Origin of the sequence: Peribacillus sp. FSL E2-0159, from assembly GCF_038643155.1 — a bacterium.
Lineage (GTDB): Bacteria > Bacillota > Bacilli > Bacillales > DSM-1321 > Peribacillus > Peribacillus simplex.
This window is the reverse complement of sequence record NZ_CP152053.1, coordinates 1,907,183-1,929,257: the sequence shown is the minus strand read 5'-3', so window position 1 is coordinate 1,929,257 and position 22,075 is coordinate 1,907,183. Positions and strand designations below refer to the sequence as shown.

The 22,075-nt window shown below is 35.1% G+C and carries 18 protein-coding genes; 7 read left to right on the top strand and 11 right to left on the bottom strand.

Annotated features, from left to right (window positions below):
• Nucleotides 1-211: 211 nt before the first annotated feature.
• Complete coding sequence (locus NYE63_RS09550; RefSeq protein WP_342604927.1) at nt 212-1,702, top strand: DHA2 family efflux MFS transporter permease subunit; 1,491 nt, start codon at nt 212-214, stop codon at nt 1,700-1,702.
• Nucleotides 1,703-2,193: 491 nt separating this feature from the next.
• Here NYE63_RS09550 and xylE read toward each other — a convergent pair whose 3' ends face one another.
• The 4 genes from xylE to xylA form a co-directional block, all read right to left on the bottom strand.
• Complete coding sequence (xylE, locus tag NYE63_RS09545) at nt 2,194-3,615, bottom strand: D-xylose transporter XylE (RefSeq protein WP_342604926.1); 1,422 nt, start codon at nt 3,613-3,615, stop codon at nt 2,194-2,196.
• Between the two features lie 204 nt (nt 3,616-3,819).
• Nucleotides 3,820-4,866, bottom strand: coding sequence for an aldose epimerase family protein (locus NYE63_RS09540; protein WP_342604925.1), 1,047 nt, complete (start codon nt 4,864-4,866; stop codon nt 3,820-3,822).
• 48 nt (nt 4,867-4,914) lie between these two features.
• Complete coding sequence (gene xylB / locus NYE63_RS09535) at nt 4,915-6,417, bottom strand: xylulokinase (RefSeq protein WP_342604924.1); 1,503 nt, start codon at nt 6,415-6,417, stop codon at nt 4,915-4,917.
• Between the two features lie 58 nt (nt 6,418-6,475).
• Nucleotides 6,476-7,813, bottom strand: coding sequence for a xylose isomerase (xylA, locus tag NYE63_RS09530; RefSeq protein WP_342604923.1), 1,338 nt, complete (start codon nt 7,811-7,813; stop codon nt 6,476-6,478).
• Nucleotides 7,814-8,055: 242 nt separating this feature from the next.
• On the opposite strand from xylA, the gene NYE63_RS09525 reads away from it, so the two are divergent.
• Both NYE63_RS09525 and NYE63_RS09520 read left to right on the top strand, forming a co-directional pair.
• Nucleotides 8,056-9,210 carry an ROK family transcriptional regulator gene (locus NYE63_RS09525; protein WP_342605721.1) on the top strand — a complete coding sequence of 385 codons (1,155 nt, stop codon included), beginning with the start codon at nt 8,056-8,058 and terminating at the stop codon, nt 9,208-9,210.
• Nucleotides 9,211-10,222: 1,012 nt separating this feature from the next.
• Entirely contained in the window at nt 10,223-10,633 is a 411-nt protein-coding gene (locus NYE63_RS09520) for a DoxX family protein (RefSeq protein ID WP_342604922.1), read from the top strand.
• Nucleotides 10,634-10,808: 175 nt separating this feature from the next.
• Here NYE63_RS09520 and NYE63_RS09515 read toward each other — a convergent pair whose 3' ends face one another.
• The 4 genes from NYE63_RS09515 to NYE63_RS09500 form a co-directional block, all read right to left on the bottom strand.
• Nucleotides 10,809-11,447 carry a class D sortase gene (locus NYE63_RS09515; RefSeq protein WP_342604921.1) on the bottom strand — a complete coding sequence of 213 codons (639 nt, stop codon included), beginning with the start codon at nt 11,445-11,447 and terminating at the stop codon, nt 10,809-10,811.
• Between the two features lies 1 nt (nt 11,448).
• On the bottom strand, nt 11,449-12,858 hold the full coding sequence (locus NYE63_RS09510; RefSeq protein ID WP_342604920.1) for a processed acidic surface protein: 1,410 nt from the start codon (nt 12,856-12,858) through the stop codon (nt 11,449-11,451).
• 693 nt (nt 12,859-13,551) lie between these two features.
• Nucleotides 13,552-13,773, bottom strand: coding sequence for a hypothetical protein (locus tag NYE63_RS09505; protein ID WP_342605720.1), 222 nt, complete (start codon nt 13,771-13,773; stop codon nt 13,552-13,554).
• Nucleotides 13,774-13,915: 142 nt separating this feature from the next.
• Nucleotides 13,916-14,791, bottom strand: a complete 876-nt coding sequence (locus NYE63_RS09500) for an SDR family oxidoreductase (protein WP_342604919.1) — start codon at nt 14,789-14,791, stop codon at nt 13,916-13,918.
• Nucleotides 14,792-15,046: 255 nt separating this feature from the next.
• Between NYE63_RS09500 and NYE63_RS09495 the strand changes: the two genes are divergently transcribed.
• The 3 genes from NYE63_RS09495 to NYE63_RS09485 all read left to right on the top strand — a co-directional run bounded on the left by NYE63_RS09495 (nt 15,047) and on the right by NYE63_RS09485 (nt 16,748).
• A complete protein-coding gene (locus NYE63_RS09495; RefSeq protein WP_342604918.1) occupies nt 15,047-15,442 on the top strand; it encodes a helix-turn-helix domain-containing protein in 396 nt (131 codons plus the stop codon).
• Between the two features lie 172 nt (nt 15,443-15,614).
• Entirely contained in the window at nt 15,615-15,866 is a 252-nt protein-coding gene (locus NYE63_RS09490) for a hypothetical protein (protein ID WP_342604917.1), read from the top strand.
• Between the two features lie 429 nt (nt 15,867-16,295).
• Nucleotides 16,296-16,748, top strand: coding sequence for a hypothetical protein (locus tag NYE63_RS09485; RefSeq protein WP_342604916.1), 453 nt, complete (start codon nt 16,296-16,298; stop codon nt 16,746-16,748).
• A gap of 445 nt (nt 16,749-17,193) precedes the next feature.
• On the opposite strand, the gene NYE63_RS09480 is transcribed toward NYE63_RS09485, so the two are convergent.
• The 3 genes from NYE63_RS09480 to NYE63_RS09470 form a co-directional block, all read right to left on the bottom strand.
• Nucleotides 17,194-17,508, bottom strand: coding sequence for an MTH1187 family thiamine-binding protein (locus NYE63_RS09480; protein ID WP_063234531.1), 315 nt, complete (start codon nt 17,506-17,508; stop codon nt 17,194-17,196).
• Between the two features lie 259 nt (nt 17,509-17,767).
• Entirely contained in the window at nt 17,768-18,934 is a 1,167-nt protein-coding gene (locus NYE63_RS09475) for an MFS transporter (RefSeq protein ID WP_342604915.1), read from the bottom strand.
• Nucleotides 18,935-19,632: 698 nt separating this feature from the next.
• Nucleotides 19,633-21,009 (bottom strand): PLP-dependent aminotransferase family protein, encoded by a 1,377-nt coding sequence (locus tag NYE63_RS09470; RefSeq protein WP_342604914.1) that lies wholly within the window; start codon nt 21,007-21,009, stop codon nt 19,633-19,635.
• A 161-nt stretch (nt 21,010-21,170) separates the two neighbouring features.
• Between NYE63_RS09470 and NYE63_RS09465 the strand changes: the two genes are divergently transcribed.
• On the top strand, nt 21,171-22,073 hold the full coding sequence (locus tag NYE63_RS09465) for a DMT family transporter (RefSeq protein WP_342604913.1): 903 nt from the start codon (nt 21,171-21,173) through the stop codon (nt 22,071-22,073).
• Nucleotides 22,074-22,075 lie beyond the last annotated feature (2 nt).

Here is a 22,075-nt window from a genome sequence, read left to right as displayed (position 1 = left end):
TCCTGAAATATTGTCAAGTGAGTGGTTAATAAAGAATAAACACCTCAAAAAAGCCGTAAATTGAGGTGAATCTCCTTAAGATGGTGTATATTATTGGAAAATATAGATTGGTTTACACTAATACTTCGTGAGCCGAATTAGTTTTTATAATTTTTAAACATAGCAGGTAGTAAAATTTGTACTACCCTATCGGAAAGGAAGTGCCCTAATAATGAATCACGACAAAACAGCGATCACTAAAATTCGTACAGGCCCCATGTTTGCGGTGATGCTGGCTGGTGCTCTGGTCGCTTTCTTAAATCAGACTTTAATCAATATCGCATTGCCTCAATTAATGACTCATTTTGAAATATCGGCTGCAACAGCTAATTGGCTTACTACTATCTTCTTATTGGTCAATGGGATTGTCATCCCGATTACTGCTTTCTTAATGGAACGGTTTAATACAAGACAATTATATCTTGCTTCGATGGGACTCTTTGCATTAGGAACTTTTTTATGTGGAATTGCCCCCAGCTTCTCCGTCTTATTGATCGGACGTGTGGTTCAAGCTGCAGGTGCGGGGATTTTATTCCCTTTGATTACAAATGTAATTTTCACGTTATTTCCACCTAACAGACGCGGCTTCGCAATGGGTATATTTGGTATCGCAATGAATTTTGCACCAGCTGTGGGACCGACGTTATCAGGATGGATTATACAAAACTATTCTTGGCGGGTTCTGTTCTTTATCATTTTCCCATTTGCCCTGCTTGACTTCATCTTTGCCATTTTCATCATTAAAAAAGTGGGGAAAACGAGCCGGCCTAAACTCGATAAAATGGGTGTAATTCTATCCACTATCGGATTCGGAGGAGTTCTATATGGATTTGCTACAGGTGGAACCAAGGGCTGGGGCAGTCCTGAAGTACTGACGATGTTCCTTGTTGGAGGAATCAGTTTAGCTTTATTTGTCTGGAGGCAATTTACTGTATCTCATCCTATTTTGGAATTTAGAATTTTTCGGTATCGGATGTTCACTTTAACGACAATCATTAACGTCATCGCAACTATGGGAATGTTCTCAGGAATGATCATCATGCCAATCTATATGCAGAATATCCGTGGGTTTACTCCGATGGAATCCGGTCTCATGCTATTGCCTGGCGGGATTTTAATGGGAATCATGTCTCCTATCACAGGTAAGCTGTTTGATCGATTTGGTGCGAGATGGCTTGCGGTGAGCGGACTTGCCATCACTATCATTACAACCTATCTTTTAACTCGGCTTGAAACAGATACGTCTTATTCTTATGTAGTGTGGGTATATACTATTAGAATGTTCGGAATGTCGATACTGATGATGCCTATCTTTACAGCTGGATTAAATGAATTAGCACTTAGCCTAAATAAATATGGAACAGCAATGGTCAATACATTGAGAATGGTAGCAGGTGCTGTTGGCATGGCATTCTTTGTTTCCATCATGACAAATCAGGGAACGAAACATGTTCAGGAAATCTTATCTCAAAGGAACATTTCACCAGATAATACATCACAAATGGCCATGGCCATTAAACAAGGCAGCGTAATGGGAGTGGATGATGCATTCATGATAGCAACAGGTTTGACCATTATTGCATTCATACTCGCCTTTTATATACGGCAAACTTCACCACAAGAAGATACCATTACAAATCGCCTATCCAAAAAAACATCTTGAATAAACAAGGCTAAATTAAACTTATTTTCCAAGGTATAAAAAATTCTTATTTTAAACTGACTTTCCCCATGAAGACATATAAATGGCAAAAATAAGAGACACTTTTAATGAGTGTCTCTTTTTTAGGCCCTAATTACTGCATGGCCACAAGGAGACGGCCTTTATTAAATCCTGCTGCACTCAGCAAAATTTCAGAATATCATCTGAAGAACAAAGCCAACAATACACAAATGGCAATCATAATTTCCAATCAGCTAAGTATATATTTAGATTCCTCTTATATATTTTAAGGTAATGATTTGGACAAGGGGAATGCTTTTATGAAAAAGTTTGTTACTCTGCTTTTTTCAAGTTTTTGCATTGGAATTGGTCTTAACCTGTTTATAATCCCCATTCATCTATCCCAACAATAAGAAAAAATTCAATTAAGAAATTTCCCTTTTATATTATACCTATCTACTTATGTGTCCAGTTTAAGTGAATTTTACTATTTAAATAATTTGACTATCTTCTAAATTTTTGACATTTCTTCTCCATATATTCTCCATCTGTTCAAGAGTCTTGCCTTTGGTTTCAGGAACCATTTTCCAAACAAATAAGGCAGAAAGCACGCTCATTGAACCATAGAAACCGTATGTTAGTCCCCCACTATATTCCATCATCATAGGATATGTAGAAGAAATAAAATAGTTAGCCGCCCATTGGGCAGCTACAGCAATAGCTACAGCCCGACCTCGAATTTTATTAGGGAAAATCTCTGAAATTAGCACCCAGCAGATTGGACCCCACGACATCATAAATGAAGCTGTATAAATAATGATAAACACAAGCGTCCCTATTCCAATAATATTAGAAAAAGCCATGCTTGCTACACCAAACATTCCAATTGCCATTCCAATAGAACCTACTATTAATAAAGGCTTTCTTCCCCATCGATCAACTGTTAAAATCGCGATAACTGTAAAGATAACATTTACTAATCCCATAATTATGGTTTGCAGCATAGAAGAATCTTTAGCTGCTCCCATGCTTTCAAAGATACGGGGAGCGTAATATAAGGCTACATTTATACCTACAAATTGTTGAAATACAGAAAGCAGTACACCTACAATAATAACTAATTTTCCATAAGCGAATAATTTTTCAGAAGAAATATTTATAGTAGTCGTTTGTTTAATATCACCCAGAATCGCTTTCGCTTCTGAAGATCCATTAATTTTTGTAAGTATAGCTAAAGCTTTTTGATCTTGATTTTGTATTGCCAAATAGCGAGGTGTTTCAGGAACTAAAAACAAAAGTACAGCAAAGAGTAAAGCTGGTATAGCTCCTGAAGCAAACATGTATCTCCACCCTACATCATTTATCCATTCTAACGTTTCACCATTTGCAATACCCCAGTTTACAAAGTAAACGACTAACATACCAAAAATAATCATAAACTGATTAAATGATACCAATCTGCCGCGAATATCTGCCGGAGCAATTTCTCCTATATAGATTGGACAAATAGCTGACGCTAATCCAACACCAATTCCCCCTATAATTCGGTAAAAGTTAAAGGCTAGTAATAAAGAAAGTGTTGGTTCACCTTTTGTAAAAAATAAAAATTCAGGATAAGAAGCACCTAATGCTGATACTATAAAAAGAATCGCTGCAAGTATAAGTGATTTTTTACGTCCTATTCTTGATCCAAAATAGCCGGATATTAATCCTCCGATAATACATCCTATTAAAGCACTTGATACGGTGACGCCATGTGCCAAAGAGCCTAACCCTAAGCTATCGATAAAATAAACCTTTAATGATTTTTCTGCTCCAGATATTACAGCTGTATCATATCCAAATAGTAACCCTCCAATTGCGGCCACTAAGGTAATAGAAAAGATATATAATGAGTTTCGTTTTTGCTTCATGTTTTACTAAAAACAGTTAAGAATGACTGGCTAGGTGAAAGTCTATTTATTATAACAGCGCATACTTTTGGTTACGCTTTCAAAATTAATAAACAAGAAGGAACTCTCTTCCCTCACCCATTCTACTAACTGCTTTTATCCTCCCTTCCATTATAGATTTTCATTTCACTAAAACAACATTAAACCAATAAAAACCAAAGGTTTTTAATCGACGGTAAAAGTAAAACGAGTTTTAGAATGATACTCTTTATCTTTTTCTAATAAAATAGAAGGTAATTGCTGATTATGAATGGCATTTGGCGGATGTTGAGTTTCGAGACATAAGCCAAGGTGTTTTTGACAAGGAATTCCTCTAATTCGAAAAGTATCTTCTAGCATATTTCCCGTATATAAAACAACATATGGCTCATCTGTTTCCACTATCATTTTCCGTCCGTTAGAAGGATGAACCAAACAAATTTCTTTTTGATGATTTTCACTTAATAAGAATGGATGGTCATACCCATTTCCAACTATTTCATTTTGTTGATGTGTGGATTTTGCTCCTTCAATAATTCGCTTTCCTGTTCTAAAATCAAAAGGTGTATGTTCAGCGTCTATTAAATTGCCTGTAGGCAGTAAGGACTGATCAAGCTCTAAAAACTTATCACTTTTCATAGTTAATTCATGCTGTAAGATATCTTCTTTTAAATTGCCACTCAGATTAAAGTAAGTATGATTGGTTAAATTTAATAACGTATTTTTATCTGAAATACCATGATAGGTTATTATAAGTTCATTATTATTAGTGAGAGTGTAAACGACACTTACCTCAAGATTTCCAGGATAACCAGCTTCTCCATCAGGACTCATATAAGTAAATGTCACACTAGCCTCATCTACACTCTCACTAGTAGAGGATTTCCAGACCACGTTATGGAATCCATCAGGTCCACCGTGTAAATGAGTTCTCCCTTCATTCTCAGGGAGGAGGTATGTAAACCCTTCTATATCAACGCTTGGTGGATTAACTCTCCCTGCCACTCGACCGATTACTGCACCAAAATAAGGGGAATAATGTAAATAATCTTCTACAGAATCAAACCCTAACACGATATTTTCTATATTCCCTTCTTTGTCAGGTACATCGATTCTAGTAATCGTACATCCAAAATCAATACAGGTTACTTTTATGCTTTGATTGTTCATGATTGTAAAAGACTTTATCAGTTCTCTATTTATTTCACCGAAAATTCCCTCTTCTATTTTCATGTTAATCTCCTTTTCGAAGAAAGGGATGCATGATTCAAATGCAACCTGTTACTTTCTGCTAAATTGATTCAGCTTTTTACTTAAGTCTTTTGTTTGGGAATATACCTCTTTATATAAAGCATAAAGTTGTTCATACACTGGAACATTTTCTAAATTAGGATGATATGTTTTGGAAGAAGCAATGAATAAATCTGCGCATTCTTCTAATGAGTTGTACCACCCACAACCATAAGCGGCTAACATGGCTGCCCCTAGCGCCGGTCCTTGCTCAGTAGATAGCTTTATAATTTTTGTGTTAAAAACGTCTGCTTGAATCTGAAGCCAACTATCGTTTTTTGCTCCCCCGCCAATTGATACAATAGACGTAATTTCTTTTCCATTTTCTCGAAAAATTTCAATTGATTCATTTAATGAGAAGGTAATCCCTTCAATAACTGCCCTTGTAAAATCCCTTTTTTTATGGGAAGCATCCATTCCTATAAAGCTTCCACGTATAGTAGCATCTGCATGTGGTGTTCGTTCCCCAACTAAGTATGGAGTAAATAAAAGCCCATTTGAGCCTATTGGAACATTGTTTATATCAGACAGTAATTCTTCAAATGACTCATTTTCAGCAAAATTATCTCTAAACCAACTTAAACTGTGGCCAGCAGATAATGTAACTCCCATCGTATAAAAAGCATTTTCTTTTCCATGATTGAAATAATGCACTTTCCCAGCAAAGTCTCTATCATTTCGCTCCTCATAAGAAAGTACGACACCAGATGTTCCGATGCTGCATAACGTTTCTCCTGATGATAGAATGCCAGCTCCAATTGCTCCACAAGCATTATCTGCTCCACCCGCAAATACCTTAGTCGATAATGGTATCCCAGATTTTTGAGAGAATTCTTCATTAATTGTTCCCACGCATTCACTCGATTCCACTAGCGATGGGCAAATGCTGATATCAATGCCCACTAATTGACAAAGCTCTTCGCTCCATTTTTTCTCACTCACGTTCAACAATAATGTACCGGCAGCATCTGAATATTCACTATGAATAAAGCCAGTCATTTTGAAGCGTAAATAGTCTTTAGGCAGCATAAATACAGCTACTTGATCAAATATCTCTGGTTCATGCTCTTTAACCCATAGCAGCTTAGGTAGTGTAAACCCTTCCAAAGCTTGATTTTTTGTTATTTCTAAAAGACGCTTTTCTCCAATCATTTCATTTAGCTGATGACATTGTGCTGTCGTCCTTGTATCGTTCCATAAAATAGAATGACGTAAAAGATTATGATTCTTATCCAACAGTACTAGACCGTGCATTTGTCCAGAATAACTAATTCCTTCTATATCTTCTGGTCTTACATCGGATTTGGAGATTAACTCATTTAAAGCACTAGCAGTCTGCTGAATCCACTCCTCTGGGTTTTGTTCACTATATCCTGTTTTTTCATGCAGAAGAGGGTAATTTTTAGAAGCTTCTGCACAGATCTCACCTTTCGTATTAACTAAAACAGTTTTGACAGCACTCGTTCCTAGATCAATTCCTATAATAAATTTCATCTTGATTCCTCCACTTTTATAAAAGAGAGCAGAAATTGTTTCTACTCTCTTTTATCCATTAAACTTCTAAAATATATTGATTTAAGATGGCTTTTAATCGTTCCTGTCTTCCTGACTTATTCGTAATGTTTGGATTTTGTAATGCATACTGCTCTAGTGTATGGAAGTTGGCTCTTCCTTCAACAATCTCAAGACCAATTCCTTCTTTGAAACTGCTGTAGCGTTCATCAATGATGTTTTCAAGAACACGATCTTCTAATAATTTATGAGCCACTTTTAAACCTCTAGCGAACGCATCCATCCCTGCCACATGAGCATATACTAAATCTTCCTGTTCAAAGGAACCTCTGCGCACTTTAGCATCAAAATTTAATCCTCCACTACCTAATCCTCCATTTTGTAGGATCTCATACATTGCTAAAGTTGTAGAATATAAATCTGTTGGGAACTCATCGGTATCCCATCCTAAAAGAGGATCACCTTGGTTTGCATCCACTGATCCTAAGAAGCCCTGAACTCTGGCTACGCGTAATTCATGTTCAAACGTATGCCCAGCTAAAGTAGCATGGTTAGCTTCAAGGTTTAGTTTAAAATGGTTATCTAATCCGTATTGTCTTAGGAACGAAATGGTCGTAGCTGCATCGGTATCATACTGATGCGTTGTTGGTTCCTTTGGTTTTGGCTCAATTAAGAATTGACCTATAAATCCAATTTCCTTAGCATAATCTACAGCCATATGCATAAATCTAGCCAAGTTATCTAACTCTAACTTTAAGTTTGTATTGAGCAGTGTTTCATAGCCTTCACGGCCGCCCCAGAACACATAGTTTTCTGCTCCTAATTCTTTTGCCGTTTCAAGCCCTTTCTTTACTTGAGCTGCTGCATAAGCAAATACATCTGCATTACAAGAAGTAGCTGCACCGTGAACGAAGCGAGGATTTGTAAACATATTAGCTGTGTTCCACAATAACTTTACGTTACTTGTTTTCATATACTCTTGAATCATGCTAACGATTACATCAAGATTTTTATTTGTTTCTTTTAATGTGCTTCCTTCAGGTGCGATGTCTCGGTCATGAAACGCAAAGAAAGGAACCTCTAATTTTTCAAAAAGTTGAAAAGCTGCCTCTACTCTAGCTTTTGCTAAGTCCATTCCATCATATTTATTCCATGATCTTTGCATCGTAGCTGCACCAAAAGGATCTGTCCCATCAGCTGTAAATGTATGCCAGTAAGCAACTGAGAAACGTAGTTGTTCCTTCATTGTTTTACCGCCTACCACTTCTTCTGGGTTGTAGTATTTAAAAGCTAAAGGATTTTTAGAATCTTTTCCCTCATATGAGACTTTGTTTACGCTTTCAAAATAATTAATTTTATTAGTATCAGTTTGAATCATGTGTTACTTCCCCCTTTTATTTAAGTGAAAAACTTTCTAAATTGATATTTTTAAAAATATCAATTTAGAAAGTTTGTTGCGTCAATAAACTAACTTTATTTCATGATATACAAAATAAATATTTATTTCAATGTTTTTTTTAGAAAATTTAGTTATAATATGAAATATACTATTACTACAAAAGTTTTTTGTTAAAAATAAAAAAACACTTAGTTCAATGGTAAAACAAAGGAGCGATTATCATTCCGATAGCAGATCAAGCTTTAGTAAAGAAAATGAATCAAAAGTTGATATTAAATGAAATTTTAAAAAACTCTCCAATCTCAAGAGCAACCCTTTCTGAGATTACAGGGTTAAATAAATCTACTGTTTCTTCCCAAGTAAATACATTACTTGAAAAAGATTTTATTTTTGAAATTGGAGCAGGACAATCTAGAGGTGGCAGAAGACCGGTGATGCTTATTTTTAATAAAAATGCGGGCTATTCAATAGGCATCGATATAGGTGTTGATTACCTTAATGGAATTCTAACCGATTTAGAAGGCAATATTATCCTTGAAAAGGCTTCTGACTTGTCTAGTCCTTCAGCTGGTGAAGTGAAAGAAATTCTGTTTGCACTTATTCATGATTTTATAATTCATATGCCCGACTCTCCTTACGGTTTGGTGGGAATAGGTATTTGTGTACCAGGTCTTGTGGATAGCAATCAAAAAATTATTTTTATGCCCAACTTGGAATGGTATATTGAAGATTTGCAACTCTTAATTGAAAGCGAGTTCAATGTACCTGTTTTTGTTGAAAATGAGGCTAATGCAGGCGCATGCGGTGAAAAAGTGTTTGGGGTTAATAAAAACTATGAAAACATCATTTACATCAGTATTAACATAGGAATCGGAGTCGGGATTATTATTAATAATGAATTATATAAAGGAGTAAATGGCTTTTCTGGAGAAATGGGTCATATGACGATAGATTTTAACGGTCCCAAATGCAGCTGTGGAAACCGAGGCTGCTGGGAATTATATGCTTCAGAAAAAGCATTACTGGATTCTTTTTCTATAGACGAAAAGATTATGTTACGAAAAGAAATTGTTGAACGTGCAAACAAAAATGATGTAGCCGTCTTAAATGCACTCCAGAACTTTGGCTTCCACGTCAGTATTGGCTTAACTAATATTCTCAATACATTTGACGCACAGGCTATTATTCTGAGAAATAACATTATCGAATCTCACCCGATTGTGTTAAATACCATTAAGAATGAGATTTCTTCTAGGGTAAATTCTCATTTAGAAAGTACGTGTCAACTATTGCCCTCTTCATTAGGAAGAAATGCACCTGCATTAGGAGCTGTTTCAATTGTGATCGATCATTTTTTAAATGTTACTTCAAGCTAATTTATATCAGAGTATAGATGATAGATGTCTGAATATCATCCTAAAGGTAACAGGAGGGGTCTTTCTCAACCAAGAGTAAAGACCTCTCTTGTTTGTTTTCGTCCCTACATCTATGAAAGGATAATTGTATTAAATGAGCTAGGTTCTAAGATAAAACAATAACTGTATATCCACCTGGATTTCTAAAAGCAACCGTATTTCCAGTCCAAGATCCTTGAGCTTCTATTCTTACGGCTCCCTTTTTAATGAAATGAGAAAAATGTTTCATTACATAAAATTCTGGATTTTTATGTGTAATTTTAAATGCAAGAATAAGAGACACTTTTAATGAGTGTCTCTTATTTTTGCCCAAATTACTTCATGGCCTTAAGGAGAAGTAAAAGCTAAACCAAGGATGGCATTAAAGAAATAAGACTTATCGTATAGAAGAGATAGAAGTAATTGTTATTTTTATTATAGATTTACTCATAATAATTGGGGGAATTATTATATTGAAAGACTTAAAGTTAATGTATTCCATCATCACGATTGCCTGTGTCGGGATATGCGTTATTTTAATCAATTCTTTTAAGTCAATAAACTATTTTATAAGATAAAGCCTTACCTAAAAGTGCTGCAACATGGTCAAATACAGTGTTCGCAATTTTACACTATATCTACCAACACTTTCAAGGATAAAAGCAGCAAAGCCAGGAGGCTTGGCAGATTTTCGCACGTTTTGTCGTGATTTCGCGCTTTACTCGTGAATTTTGCTGTTTTACCCGTGATTTCAGCCTATTTACTCGTGAATTCGTGCTGCACCCCATGAATTCGGCTGTTTACTTGTGGGAGCGGATTTCTGAAATCAAACTGCAGGCAAACTCGCTTTAATTCAAGTTAGTTTAAAGTCTGAGCGATTCTTATTAAAGAATCGCTCAGACTTTAGACGTGCAATAATTTTTTATAGAATGCATTTATAAAAGGAAAGTGGAATATGATTAAAATGTCAATCTAAGGGAGGGAATGAGAATAAATGAAAAAAATAAAAATTATATATTGGATTTTCACAGGGCTTTTGGTGGCACTAATGGTTTTGGGTTCTATTCCAGATATAATGTCTGTTCCCGATGCAGTCGCTTTATTTAATCATTTAGGTTATCCTACCTACCTCCTACCCTTTATTGGAATTGCCAAATTATTAGGTGTCGTGGCAATACTTATTCCAGGTTTTCCGAGAATTAAGGAATGGGCTTATGCCGGATTTGTATTTGATTTGACGGGTGCTATGTATTCAAGCATATCAGTGGGCGACCCTGCCAGTGGATGGCTGCTTTTCATTATCGGATATATTTTGATAGCCGGCTCTTATATTTACCATCATAAAATATTAAAATCCGCTACATCGAGCACTTCATTGAGCAATAAGGATAACTTAACAACATAAATTGGCAAAGAAAAAACACCGATGATCGGTGCTTTTTCTTTTGGTTAAAAAGATGAGGGAATGATATATCATTACAACTTCTATTTATTCTCTAAATACAAGTTGTAGAAATAAAATTATAAGAGTCCCAATAGGGTTTTCCTTATTGGGACTCTTTTTTTAGAACATTAGCTAATTAATTTAATTGTTTTGAAGCCAAAAAAGCGACAAGTATATAGCGTTCAGGTGCTGCCCCGATATAATCAAAGGGATAACAGGTACTTACGGTTAGCGTTGCCCGTGGCTTTGGTACGATTACGGTACGATCATCCTCATCCACAATTCGAACTTTGCTGACTTTGTATGTGAACTCTCCTGCCGATGTTCTTACAATCAACAAATCTCCTTCGCCAACCTGCCCGAGCTTACGGAATACCGTATCTCTATGACCAGAAAGAACGGAATTGTCATTTTCACCTGGCAGCACACTTCCTGCAAAGTGACCAACGCCTTTTTCCAATTCATCCTCATTTGTCCCATGGAAAATAGGGAGTTTTGCTTTTAGTTTGGGTATATACAGTTCCCCGATTTCCTCACCCGTATTAGGGCGTACAGGATATAGCTCTTTCTTTGTTGTTTTATTACTTGGTGGTTTATTATTTAGTGGTTTCTGTGCTGCTGTTTCATTTACTTGGCTACTTGGAGCATGAGTCTTGTAAAGAAAGTAGCCTTTTGCAAACTTATAAACATTGGATGTTGAAAACCAAACCCCAAATAAAATGATGGCAATTGTACAAGAAAGCAGTAGCAACCGCCTTTTCTTTAATTGTTTCATATTAAGCTTTCCTAATTTTTCGATACATCAAACTTCCGAACAAGATAATGCATAGTCCTAAAAGAGCATTAGGGATATAATCGGAAGCGGTGTTTGGCAGTTTAGCCCCTTTTACCGTTTGATGTTCCGTTTTAGTATGAGTGCTGATCTTTTGTTTTACTGGTTTAGCAACTGGTGCCTTTTCAATGGTTTTTTGCACCTCTTTTGCCGATTCCTTTATTTGCCCGCCTGCGTTAGTAAGAGTGTCAGAATCGACCATATCACCTGTTATTAAAAGATCAGCCAAGAACTTCCCTTCAGTATTGTATATCGCTATTTTCAGGTTAGCACCTTTCAGTTCTTCCAATTTCATTAAATCCAAAAGGGATACAGGTGATTCCGAGCCACTTTTCACAAGGGAATAGGATACATTAAGCTTAAAGATGGAAAGTAATTCTTCATAGATTGATGCCATTTCAGCTATCTGTTCAGCTGTAAGCTCGGTTGCTACATCAAATTCCTCGAAAGCCATCATCCGGTTGCCCAATTCTTCAAGTCGCTTGACTGTTTCCGGATTGGAAAGGTGGTCTTCCAAAGACATTAAGTGGTCTTCAAGCCGCTGTAATTCTTCTTCCGTTAGACCGAGTTCTTCCTCGAAAATAGGAAGAAGATCCTCGGCAACTTCACCATCCAACGCTCCATCAGAAAGGTTCCAAACAGTTTCTTCAAGATTATCTATGTATATATAATCGTTAATATCTTCTCCATTTTCTTCTAACATTTGGAGCAAGGCTTGTTTATCCATTCCATAATTCTCATTGAAATAATCTAAGTTGCTTAGATCTGCCTTTATGACGTCACCTAAGAATTCGCTAAGCTCTTCGACAGATTCAAATTCTTCCGTGCTAAAATCATAGAGTTCCAATGACGCTTCAATATCTTCTTTTGTTACTTCGAAGCCTCTTTCCTTACTAACCTTGGCTAAATAATTGACTAATTCTTTGTCAAAGTTTGGATCACGTTCAAAATCGCCCTCTTCTGTATAGAAATAAACAGCTTCATCGAGGTCCCAGATAAAGATATAATCATCTAGTTCTTCGCCATTTTCGCGCATTAGTTTAATTAGGCTCTCATTAGTTAGATTATAATCCTCATAAATGGTATCTAAATTACTTAAATCTGCTTTAATAACTTCGCCCAAGGCATCTTTAAGATCATCAATAGATTCAAAGTTATTAATACTTTCATCGTAAAAAGAAAGAGATGTTTCAATATCATCCTTCGTCACTTCAAAACCCCTGACAAGGCTTATCTCTTTTAAATACTTTGTAAGTTCTTGCTCAAAATTTTTGCTTGGTGCTGCCGATGCTAATTGCGGGAATAAGCTAATTAACAACGTAAATGAAACTAAAATGGTCCACAGTTTTTTCATACTTTTCTCCTATTCATAACATTTCATATGTTTCTAGAAAATTATAATGTAATAACAATAATTTAACAATGAAGTTATTTTTTCCAATAAGGCAAAATTACTATTTTACTTACTTTGCTAAGTATCTTTTTAACAGCATATACATCTGTTTGTGGTAATAAAGACGTGTTTCTTCCTATTAATATACCGATTACAAAAAGAGGGAATTATAACTCCCGCTCATTATATGTTCATATATAAGTCTGTGATGTTTTTTTTGTAAAAATAGTAACTTCACTGTAATGGTTACATCCATTCCAAACTAAAAAAACGCAAATCCTTACGTTTCAAGTGTTTGCGTCTTGATTGATTTCATTCAATCCAGATAGCTCTAACTTATTAAATTTCACTGTTTCCTTCACTAATCATAACTTCAACATCTATCTCCATTAGCATTTCAGCATTGCAAAACAACTTACTATTTGGCCCGTACTGCAAGGATAAACATCTTTACAATTTAACTCTAATGCCTTTTACCATAAAAGACTAGCTGTTCCTTCCTGTTCTTTCATTTTAAATCCACGTCAACGTTGTATCATGCTGAACAACCGGGTGCTTTTATTGAATAAAAAGGAGAATACATATTAGACGCTTATATTATGTATTCTCCTTTTACTTCTTGTTAAACAACGCACCATTATAGTGGATTAGACTTTAGAATATTAATCCAATTGCATTTTTTAAAACTTTCGGTGCCTTTTTAATTCCTTCTGTTCCAATAAAACTGCTCGCACTCGCTATTATTACGCTTGAAGAAATGAATTTGACCACATAAAAAATTCCTGATCCAATAATTAGATCTAGGATTAAGAACCTTTTAATTGTTGAGCCTTTTATTATATAAATAACGATTTGGTTGTTTTTCTTCCTACTCAGTATTGTCACACCCTTATCTTTTTCTAAAGGGTATGACAAAGAGAGGTTGTCATATTCTTCTGCATCATGTCTTTCTTAATAAAACTGCTTTCTGTTAGTATCTGACATAACAAGCTTCTGAGGAGGCCGTTTTTGATTTAACTTACTTTCCTGTTTGGATGCTTTGACTAACAATTTGGCTCAAAGCCTTGTTTATTGGTGTAGAAGGGCGACAAAGTAATATTTCTAAATCGTTGCTCTCTATCTCTAATTCACCATCTCGAATGCTTTTTTGCATGTTTACGAACATAGGAAGAAAGGATTCTGGTACCCCAGCACCTTTCATAATATCGGCATAGGTAGCATCATCCACTAGTTGCACAGGTACTTCTTTACCTAACACAGTTCCAAGAGCAGATGCTAATTCCTCTTGAGTCATAAGCTTGCCGGAAAGTTCGTAAACAGTATTCTCGTGTCCATTCCCAGTTAAAACGGTTGCTGCTGCCTCTGCATAATCTTGTTGAAGTGCCCAACCTACTTTTCCTGTACCTGCTGATGTAATCCAAGGTTCTCCTGCCATCACACCATGTATACTTCCAATTTCATTTTCCAAATACCAATTGTTTCGTAAAAACGAGTATGGAATACCTGTTTTCAAAATAGCTTCTTCTCTAGCTCCATGAGTTGGGGCAAGGAATAAATTACTTTCACTTGCATTTGTTACACTAGTATAAGCAATAAATTTAACTTGATTACGTTGAGCAGCAGCTACAGCATTAGCATGCTGTCTAATTACTGTTTCATCATCTCCAACTGTAGATATAATTAAAAGCCGATCAATTCCTGAAAAAGCAGAATCTAATGTTTCTGGTTGATCAAAATCTCCATGTCGAACTTCTACTCCGTGAGCTCGTAATCCTTCGGCTTTTTTTAGATTTCGAACACTAACAGCTAATTGACTTGCCGGTACAGTTTTTAATAACGTTTCTACAACTTTTGAGCCTAATTTACCTGTTGCACCAGTAACTAATATTTTCATCTTTTTCCTCCGATTAATTTTTTGTATTAGAAAGTCGATCATAGCAATCTTAATAATTCGATCAATAAAGTAAAAAAACTTTTTAAAGTGAGTTTATTGATAGCCCCCTTCATTTTCCAGAAATATACGTGTACTTGTTGAATTATTTAGTACAGGTATATACTATATCCACAGTCACAATAATAAAAGTAGGCATTTTTTTATGACATAGTCACAAAAATAGTACCATTATGAGAGAGAGGGAAAATACAATCAATGGCTCGATTTAATTTTCAAGGAGAACCGCCTCCTGAAGAACAAGAAGAAGTATGCTCTTTGACACTTACTCAAAATGTAATTGCCGGAAGATGGAAGATTGTTATTTTATGGTATCTAAGTAGACAAACAAGAAGATTTAACGAACTTCAAAGGTTGTTACCGGGCATTTCAAAAGGAATATTGACAAGACAACTGAGAGAATTGGAAGAGGATGGAATGGTTCACAGAGAAGTGTATAAAGAAGTTCCTCCTAAAGTAGAATACTCGCTAACACCTCAAGGGAAAAACTTTATCCCAGTACTGGACATTATGGGAGAGTGGGGAAAAAACTATATGGAAAAAAAACAAAGCGAACAAAACTACTCCACTCAAGTTAATAAAAAAGAGTTCTAGTATAACCTTGAATTATATCCCGGATAACGGACACACATAAAAAAGTGTCCATTATCCGGATTTTTTATGTTTCGAAACGTTTAATGTGTATCGACAGGGAATTTTAATAAAGATGGCTTTTACGTGGACCCTCCCCTATAATTAGTCTGATAATCTACATAAGGAGACAACAATGTATATTTGGATTATTAACAAACTCGTCATGGCGTTACAGGCAGGAACAATAACTGGCAAACAAAAGAAAAGATACCGGATAACTTTTTGGGTACTAGTTGCTCTTACAGTGTTTTCACTGCCTGGAGTTTATAACTCTTCATCTATGAATGGATATGATGTTATTGATCTAATTTTATTTATTATTATCAATGTGATTGCCATCTATCTTTTGTCGGTATTTATAGAAAGAGAAGTAGGAAAGAATTAGATTTCTTCTTGCCCTTTTTTGGCTTAATGATTCCACTGTTTTTACGTAACAGCTTATGGACCATACTTTTAACTATCATTGGCTCTATTTATATTGTCGTATTTGCCCCTTATCATTCACTTGAGGAAACTAATATTATCGATGTAAGTATTAATGCTATAGTCGAAATTGTCATGAACATTATGTTTGTTCATTACTTTAAGAAGATATATAACTAGGAAGCACCTATTTTGGTGCTTTTTAATTTGATTTCACAATTTCACTTCCTCCTAACAGCTTCATTCATACCTTATAGGTATCACGTTTCATTCCAATTAATTAAACAAACGAGAATTAAAAATGAAAAAATTTTGCCTCTTATCCGGTTCTTAGTACTAATCTCTTTTTCTCCTAATAAACTTAATAAACTAACTATTTAGGAGGCGTGCAATGTTTAATCAAAAACTGGATAGTAATAGTCCACTTATTTGTAAAATTAATGACGTCACTTACCAAAAGTACCATCTATTTAAGAAAGCATATGAGCGAGAAGTATTCATCATTAAAGATTACGGTGATGACCGCGGTATCACCAATAAAAGTATTGCGTTATTCGAAGCAGTTAAAGATCATTTTGACCGTTTTAAAATTGCAAAAATTGTTAAAGAAATTAATAAAGATAATATTTTGCTCCATAGCGATCTCATCCTTATAGATAAAAAAGGAAATGAGCTACACCTATCTGGTTGTAGTTGCGGGTATCCTGGACCTGGTTCACATGGAACAGTTGAAATTTTAAATAAGGCTGGATTCGAGATAGATAGAAGGTTTGTATTTTGTTCAAAAGGATTCACTCTTTTTCATCCAATTGAAGAAAAAGAACTTTATGGCGAACGTTTATAAGTTATCTACACTCACTACCTACCCTCATACTCATGCAGTTAGATAGAAGCCGTAAAGCATGAAATATATACAAGAGCGCTATGACACGGTAGGATACATACAGAAGCAGATATCTATTGCTCGCGTGTCAAAGGTACTCGAAGAAAAAAGTGTAGATGGTCATTTAAATACATGGATAATGCTCATTTAATATGGGGAAGTATGAAATGTGGCAAAATAGCTGGTTCCCTTTCATTATATAATAAATAATAAAAGCCTTGGTAACTGAGAAATCAGTAATACCAAGGCTTTAAAGCTATTAATACATTGACGTTAATCCGAAAGCTTTATTAATCTAATCTGTTTATAGTAAATTTCAGATGTTTATTTCCCATTAAATCTCGGATAAATAACAAGTGGATTATTCCTCATTACATTCTGCGAGACCCATTACTTACAGAAACTGTTATTCCTCAAGCATGCCCTTCACTCGCTTTACTTTGTCTTCCATCTTGCGTTCTTTATCACGACGGTCATCGATTCGGATATTCGTACAAACTCTAGCAAGACCTTTTTCAAAAGGTACTTCGTGCATCGCTTGGATCACTTCAAACAATTTAGGCAGGTCGCCTTCAATGATTGTATTCATGGGTGTCAGTTGAAAACGAATTTCTCCCTTATTTTCATATTGCTTTAATACTCTTTGAATATCTGCCACATAGCTGCTAACACTTGGAGTTTGTGTGCCGACAGGAATAACCGTTACATCAACTATTGCCATTATTATTCACCAATCCTTTTTATGTATTTCAATCAAGAAGCTTACTTACATGTATCCTATAAATAAATACAGATGTTTTTTACTATTATAACTCAAACTTCGTACCTAACGTAATTAGTATAAGTTTTGGAGCTAGTTGGCTTTTTAAACCAAAGTTTGAGATTCGTAAATCAAAGCAATTCTACTATAAAAGCCATATTATAATCCAGCAAACAAATCCACCTCTATTAACATAGAGGTGGATTTGTTTTAGATCGATTTATATATTTTTATACCTAATCTTCTCATTTATATAATCCTTATAGACTAAAACAGCAACAACAATAAAACTTAGACTTACAAACCTGAAAATCATCTCTAAACTAATCCATTCAGCTAAAATACCTAATACAAATGCGCTAACTCCAACACCAACGTCAAAACTGGAAAAAAAGGTTGCGTTGGCTGCTCCTCTTTTTTCTTCACTTACCTTTTGAACAGTCCATGTTTGTAAACATGGCATAACAGTTCCATAACCTGCCCCAAATAAAATCGCTGCAATGATAAGTTGAAGATCATTTGTCGCAAAAGACAGTATAACAAGTGAAAAAAATCCTAACACAGCTGACATAATGATAATAGACCAAGGTCCTTTTTTGTCATACCATTTTCCAGTAAACGGACGTAGTAAAGTTGCGACAGTTGCATTGATAAGGAAGAATAGAAAAATATGATCTACTTCCTTTTGTTTTCCAAAAAGAACTAAAAATGTAATAATCGCTCCAAAACCAAGTGTTGTAATAACCGTCAGTAACGCTGGGAACCATACGTCTTTTTCAAAAATCATATCCAAAAATCGAAATGGTTTCTTCTCACGCTTTACAATAGTAGGTGAATATACAAATTGAAGCGCAATTACTGCCAATAGGTTCAGTACTACTGATGACCATATTAAAATATCGAAGGAAGAAGAGTCATAGATAAGGATACCTATACTCGGTGCAATGATAGCCCCGACCGTTGTGGATATAGAAAAATACCCTATCCCTTCTCCTAAGCGTGTCTTAGGAATTAAATCCACTACTATTGTACTATTAGCTGTAGTTGATACCCCCCACGCTGCACCATGGAAAAGTCGTAACAATAGAAGAAGCCATATAATATTAAGAAAAGGATACAGTATTGTAATAATCATTAAAGCTGCACTTGCACAAATGGCAAGACTTTTCCTTTGGTTATCAATTAAATAGTAGCCTACAAAAGGTCTGATTAGAACAGCACCTATAGTAAATAATGATGTTACTAGACCAACTTGAATGGAAGATGCATTCATGCTTAACAAATAGGCTGGTAAAATAGGAAGCAACATTTCAAACCCAATAAAAACTAAAAAGTTGCTTATAAATAAAAAAAGAAATGATTTATTAAAGATTCTTTGATTTTTCATATAATTATTCCTCGCTTCTAAATTATTTTTCTAAGTTAGAAGCGTTTGGAACACTGAAACGTTTTTCAATTGTCTAAGGTTTTTAGTCAATTGACTCACCCTCTCTAAACCCCTTAAAAATTTATCAAATAATCATATCAGAACCTACCCTATTAAACAAGTTACTTTTACACAACTTTATATTAATTAAATGACTTGATTGTCACTCTAAGGAATTAACATCCTAGTTATTGTCATTGGGTATTTATTCCAATAAAAAACATCCTCGAAAGGATGCTTTAAAGTTATAGAAACTCATCGAAAGCTAAGGTAGCATCCTATAAATACTTCTCAAGCACCCTTGTAACGAATAATCTTTTCTTTATCACCAAGGTCATTAGCAAATTCTAGATTTCCTTGAAATTCTTTTTGATACTCTAACATATTCAACATTTTTCCTTTTTAAATCAAGGCTCTTCAACCAATTCACAGCTCCCTTCCTTTTTTGCCCATTTCCCCATATTAACAACCCCATTTTTGCTTAGCTAACAATTAGGACTACCTAGTATAGGGAGTTAAAGAGGTAAAGAATTAAAAAAGGAAAATAAGGAATTAAGGGATAAGTTAAAATCATTTATGGAAAGACACATAATTATTCTAAAGAACTATTGTGGTTATATTTCATTGAAGTACGTTTGACGGGAAAAACCCTACACTTTCTAAATAAGTAAAAAGTTATTTGGAGTAATACGATTTTTTCTACTGTCAATTAAAGCAATACAGTGTGCCAATCGCTCCACCCCTGGTTTAATTTGACTCTCATTCACTTGAGAGATGCTTAATCGAACGAGATTTTCCTTTTTATGTTCTGCTAAAAACATTCTAGAGGCATCATCAACATATATATGCTGCTCGTTTAGCATATGAACTACCTGTTTTGCTTTCACATTCTCGGGCAAACTGATGGATAGATAGAATCCTGAAGTCGGTTTAGAAAAAGAAGTATTAGCTGGCAGCAATAATTCACATGCTTCTTGAAGGATTTGCATTTTATTACGATATACCTCTTTAACTTTTTTGAGATGGCTATTAAACATACCGCTTTTTAAGTAGATTTCTAGCGCACCTTGAGAAAGTGCTGAACTATTAAAGTCGGAACTAAATTTATATCGTAAAAAATTGTTAATCATTAATGCAGGAAGAACGACAGTACCAATCCTTAACCCTGGGAGAAAAATTTTCGAAAGGCTTTTAATATAAATCACTCTCCCAGAAGGATCAAAAGAAAATAAAGGATCGGATTTTGGATTTGGATCAAGGTCTCCTAATATATCATCCTCCACTATATATACATCGTATTTTTCAGCTAACTCAACGATTTTTTTCTTTTCGCTATTCGTGTAACAATGTCCAAGTGGATTGTGAAATCTCGGGATAATATAGAAAAATTTGATATCATTATTTCGAAAAATGTATTCCAGACGCTCAAGATCAATCCCCTCCATTGATAATTCAATTCCAAAAGTAGTGGCTTGATGCAGATTGATGGACTCAATGATTCCGAAATAAGTAGGCTGTTCAATTAGAATATTGCTTTTTCCATTAGGAAATGGCATAGAAATTAATAAATTTAAAGCTTGCTGCGAGCCAGATACAACGACTAATCTTTCTGTTTGAGTGAAAACCTGTAAATTTTGCAAATATTTCACCAACTGTACTCTTAGTGAATAAAGCCCTTGTTGATCAGAGTATGTAAAAAGCTCTTCTTTATAATGGTCAATTGCTTGATTCATACAATGTTGAAATTCCACATAAGGCATAACGTTTTTATCTGGACCGGCAGACAAAAAATCAATCACCTCATTTTCTTCCGTCGCTTTTTGATATTCATTCACAACATAGTAACCGCTTTTAGGAACAGAATAAATTAAATGTTCTTTTTCAAGTTCTACGTATGCTTTAATGACCGTATTTTTGCTACATGAAAAATACTCGGATAACTGACGAACAGAAGGAAGTTTACTGCCTGCAATTAGCGAACCATCTTCTAGTCGAAGCTTAATGTCTTCCATTATCTTAATATATTTCGAGTTCATATATTTGATCCCCCTCCAACTGTACCAGGACAGATAGGTAAAAAAATGGTTTGTTTTTATTGAATGTACTCATATTATGTTAATTATATCAAAACTGTTTTTAAGATAAGTGAAAAACGGTACAAATATGGTACAAAACATAAAGATTGGGGTTGGAAAAGATGCGGGGAGAAACAAGAGAAAAATTCGGATTATTTTTAGGATTAGTGGGTGTCATTTGTTTTAGCTTAACGCTCCCTTCTACAAGTATTGCCGTAGAATATTTTGGGACTACGATCGTTGGTTTAGGAAGAACAGTTGTAGCCGCTATTTTAGTAGCCGTGGTATTGATCGTTCGAAAAGAAAAACTACCTTCTCTTCGCCAATTCAAACGCCTACTTGTTGTTGCTTTTGGTGCAGTTTTAGGATTTCCTCTCCTCACTTCTTGGGCAATGGAATCCTTGCCTGTTTCTCATGGAGCTGTGGAATTAGCCCTGTTACCGTTAGCAACCGCCGGATTTGCAATATTTAGGGCAAATGAAATCCCATCTTCTAAATTCTGGATTTCAAGTATAATCAGCTCTTTAGCTGTTATTATATATGCACTTCATCTTGGATTCGGCCAATTGCAATTTGCCGATTTAGCTTTACTGGCAGCAGTGATCATACTAGGACTTAGTTACGCAGAAGGGGGGGAATTAGCGAAAGAATTAGGTAGCTGGCAAGTGATTGCTTGGGCAATTATGATCGGTGCTCCATTTTTCATTATTCCAGTTGGACTAAGCCTTACAACTGAAATGCTTCATGCCCCTTTACAAGCATGGATTAGTTTTATTTATCTCTCAGTGGTTAGTCAATTTTTAGCATATGTTGCTTGGTATAGCGGAATGGCTATGGGCGGGATAGCAAGAGTTAGTCAGATTCAATACTTACAACCATTTTTGATGATTCTATTTGCAACAGTATTTCTAGATGAATCCATCACATTTTTCACTCTTGTAATAGCAGTGATTGTTGTCTTTTCTGTTATATTAGGCAAAAATGCTCCCGTATCAAAAAACGCAGCTGTATCAGGGAAAAGCTAACT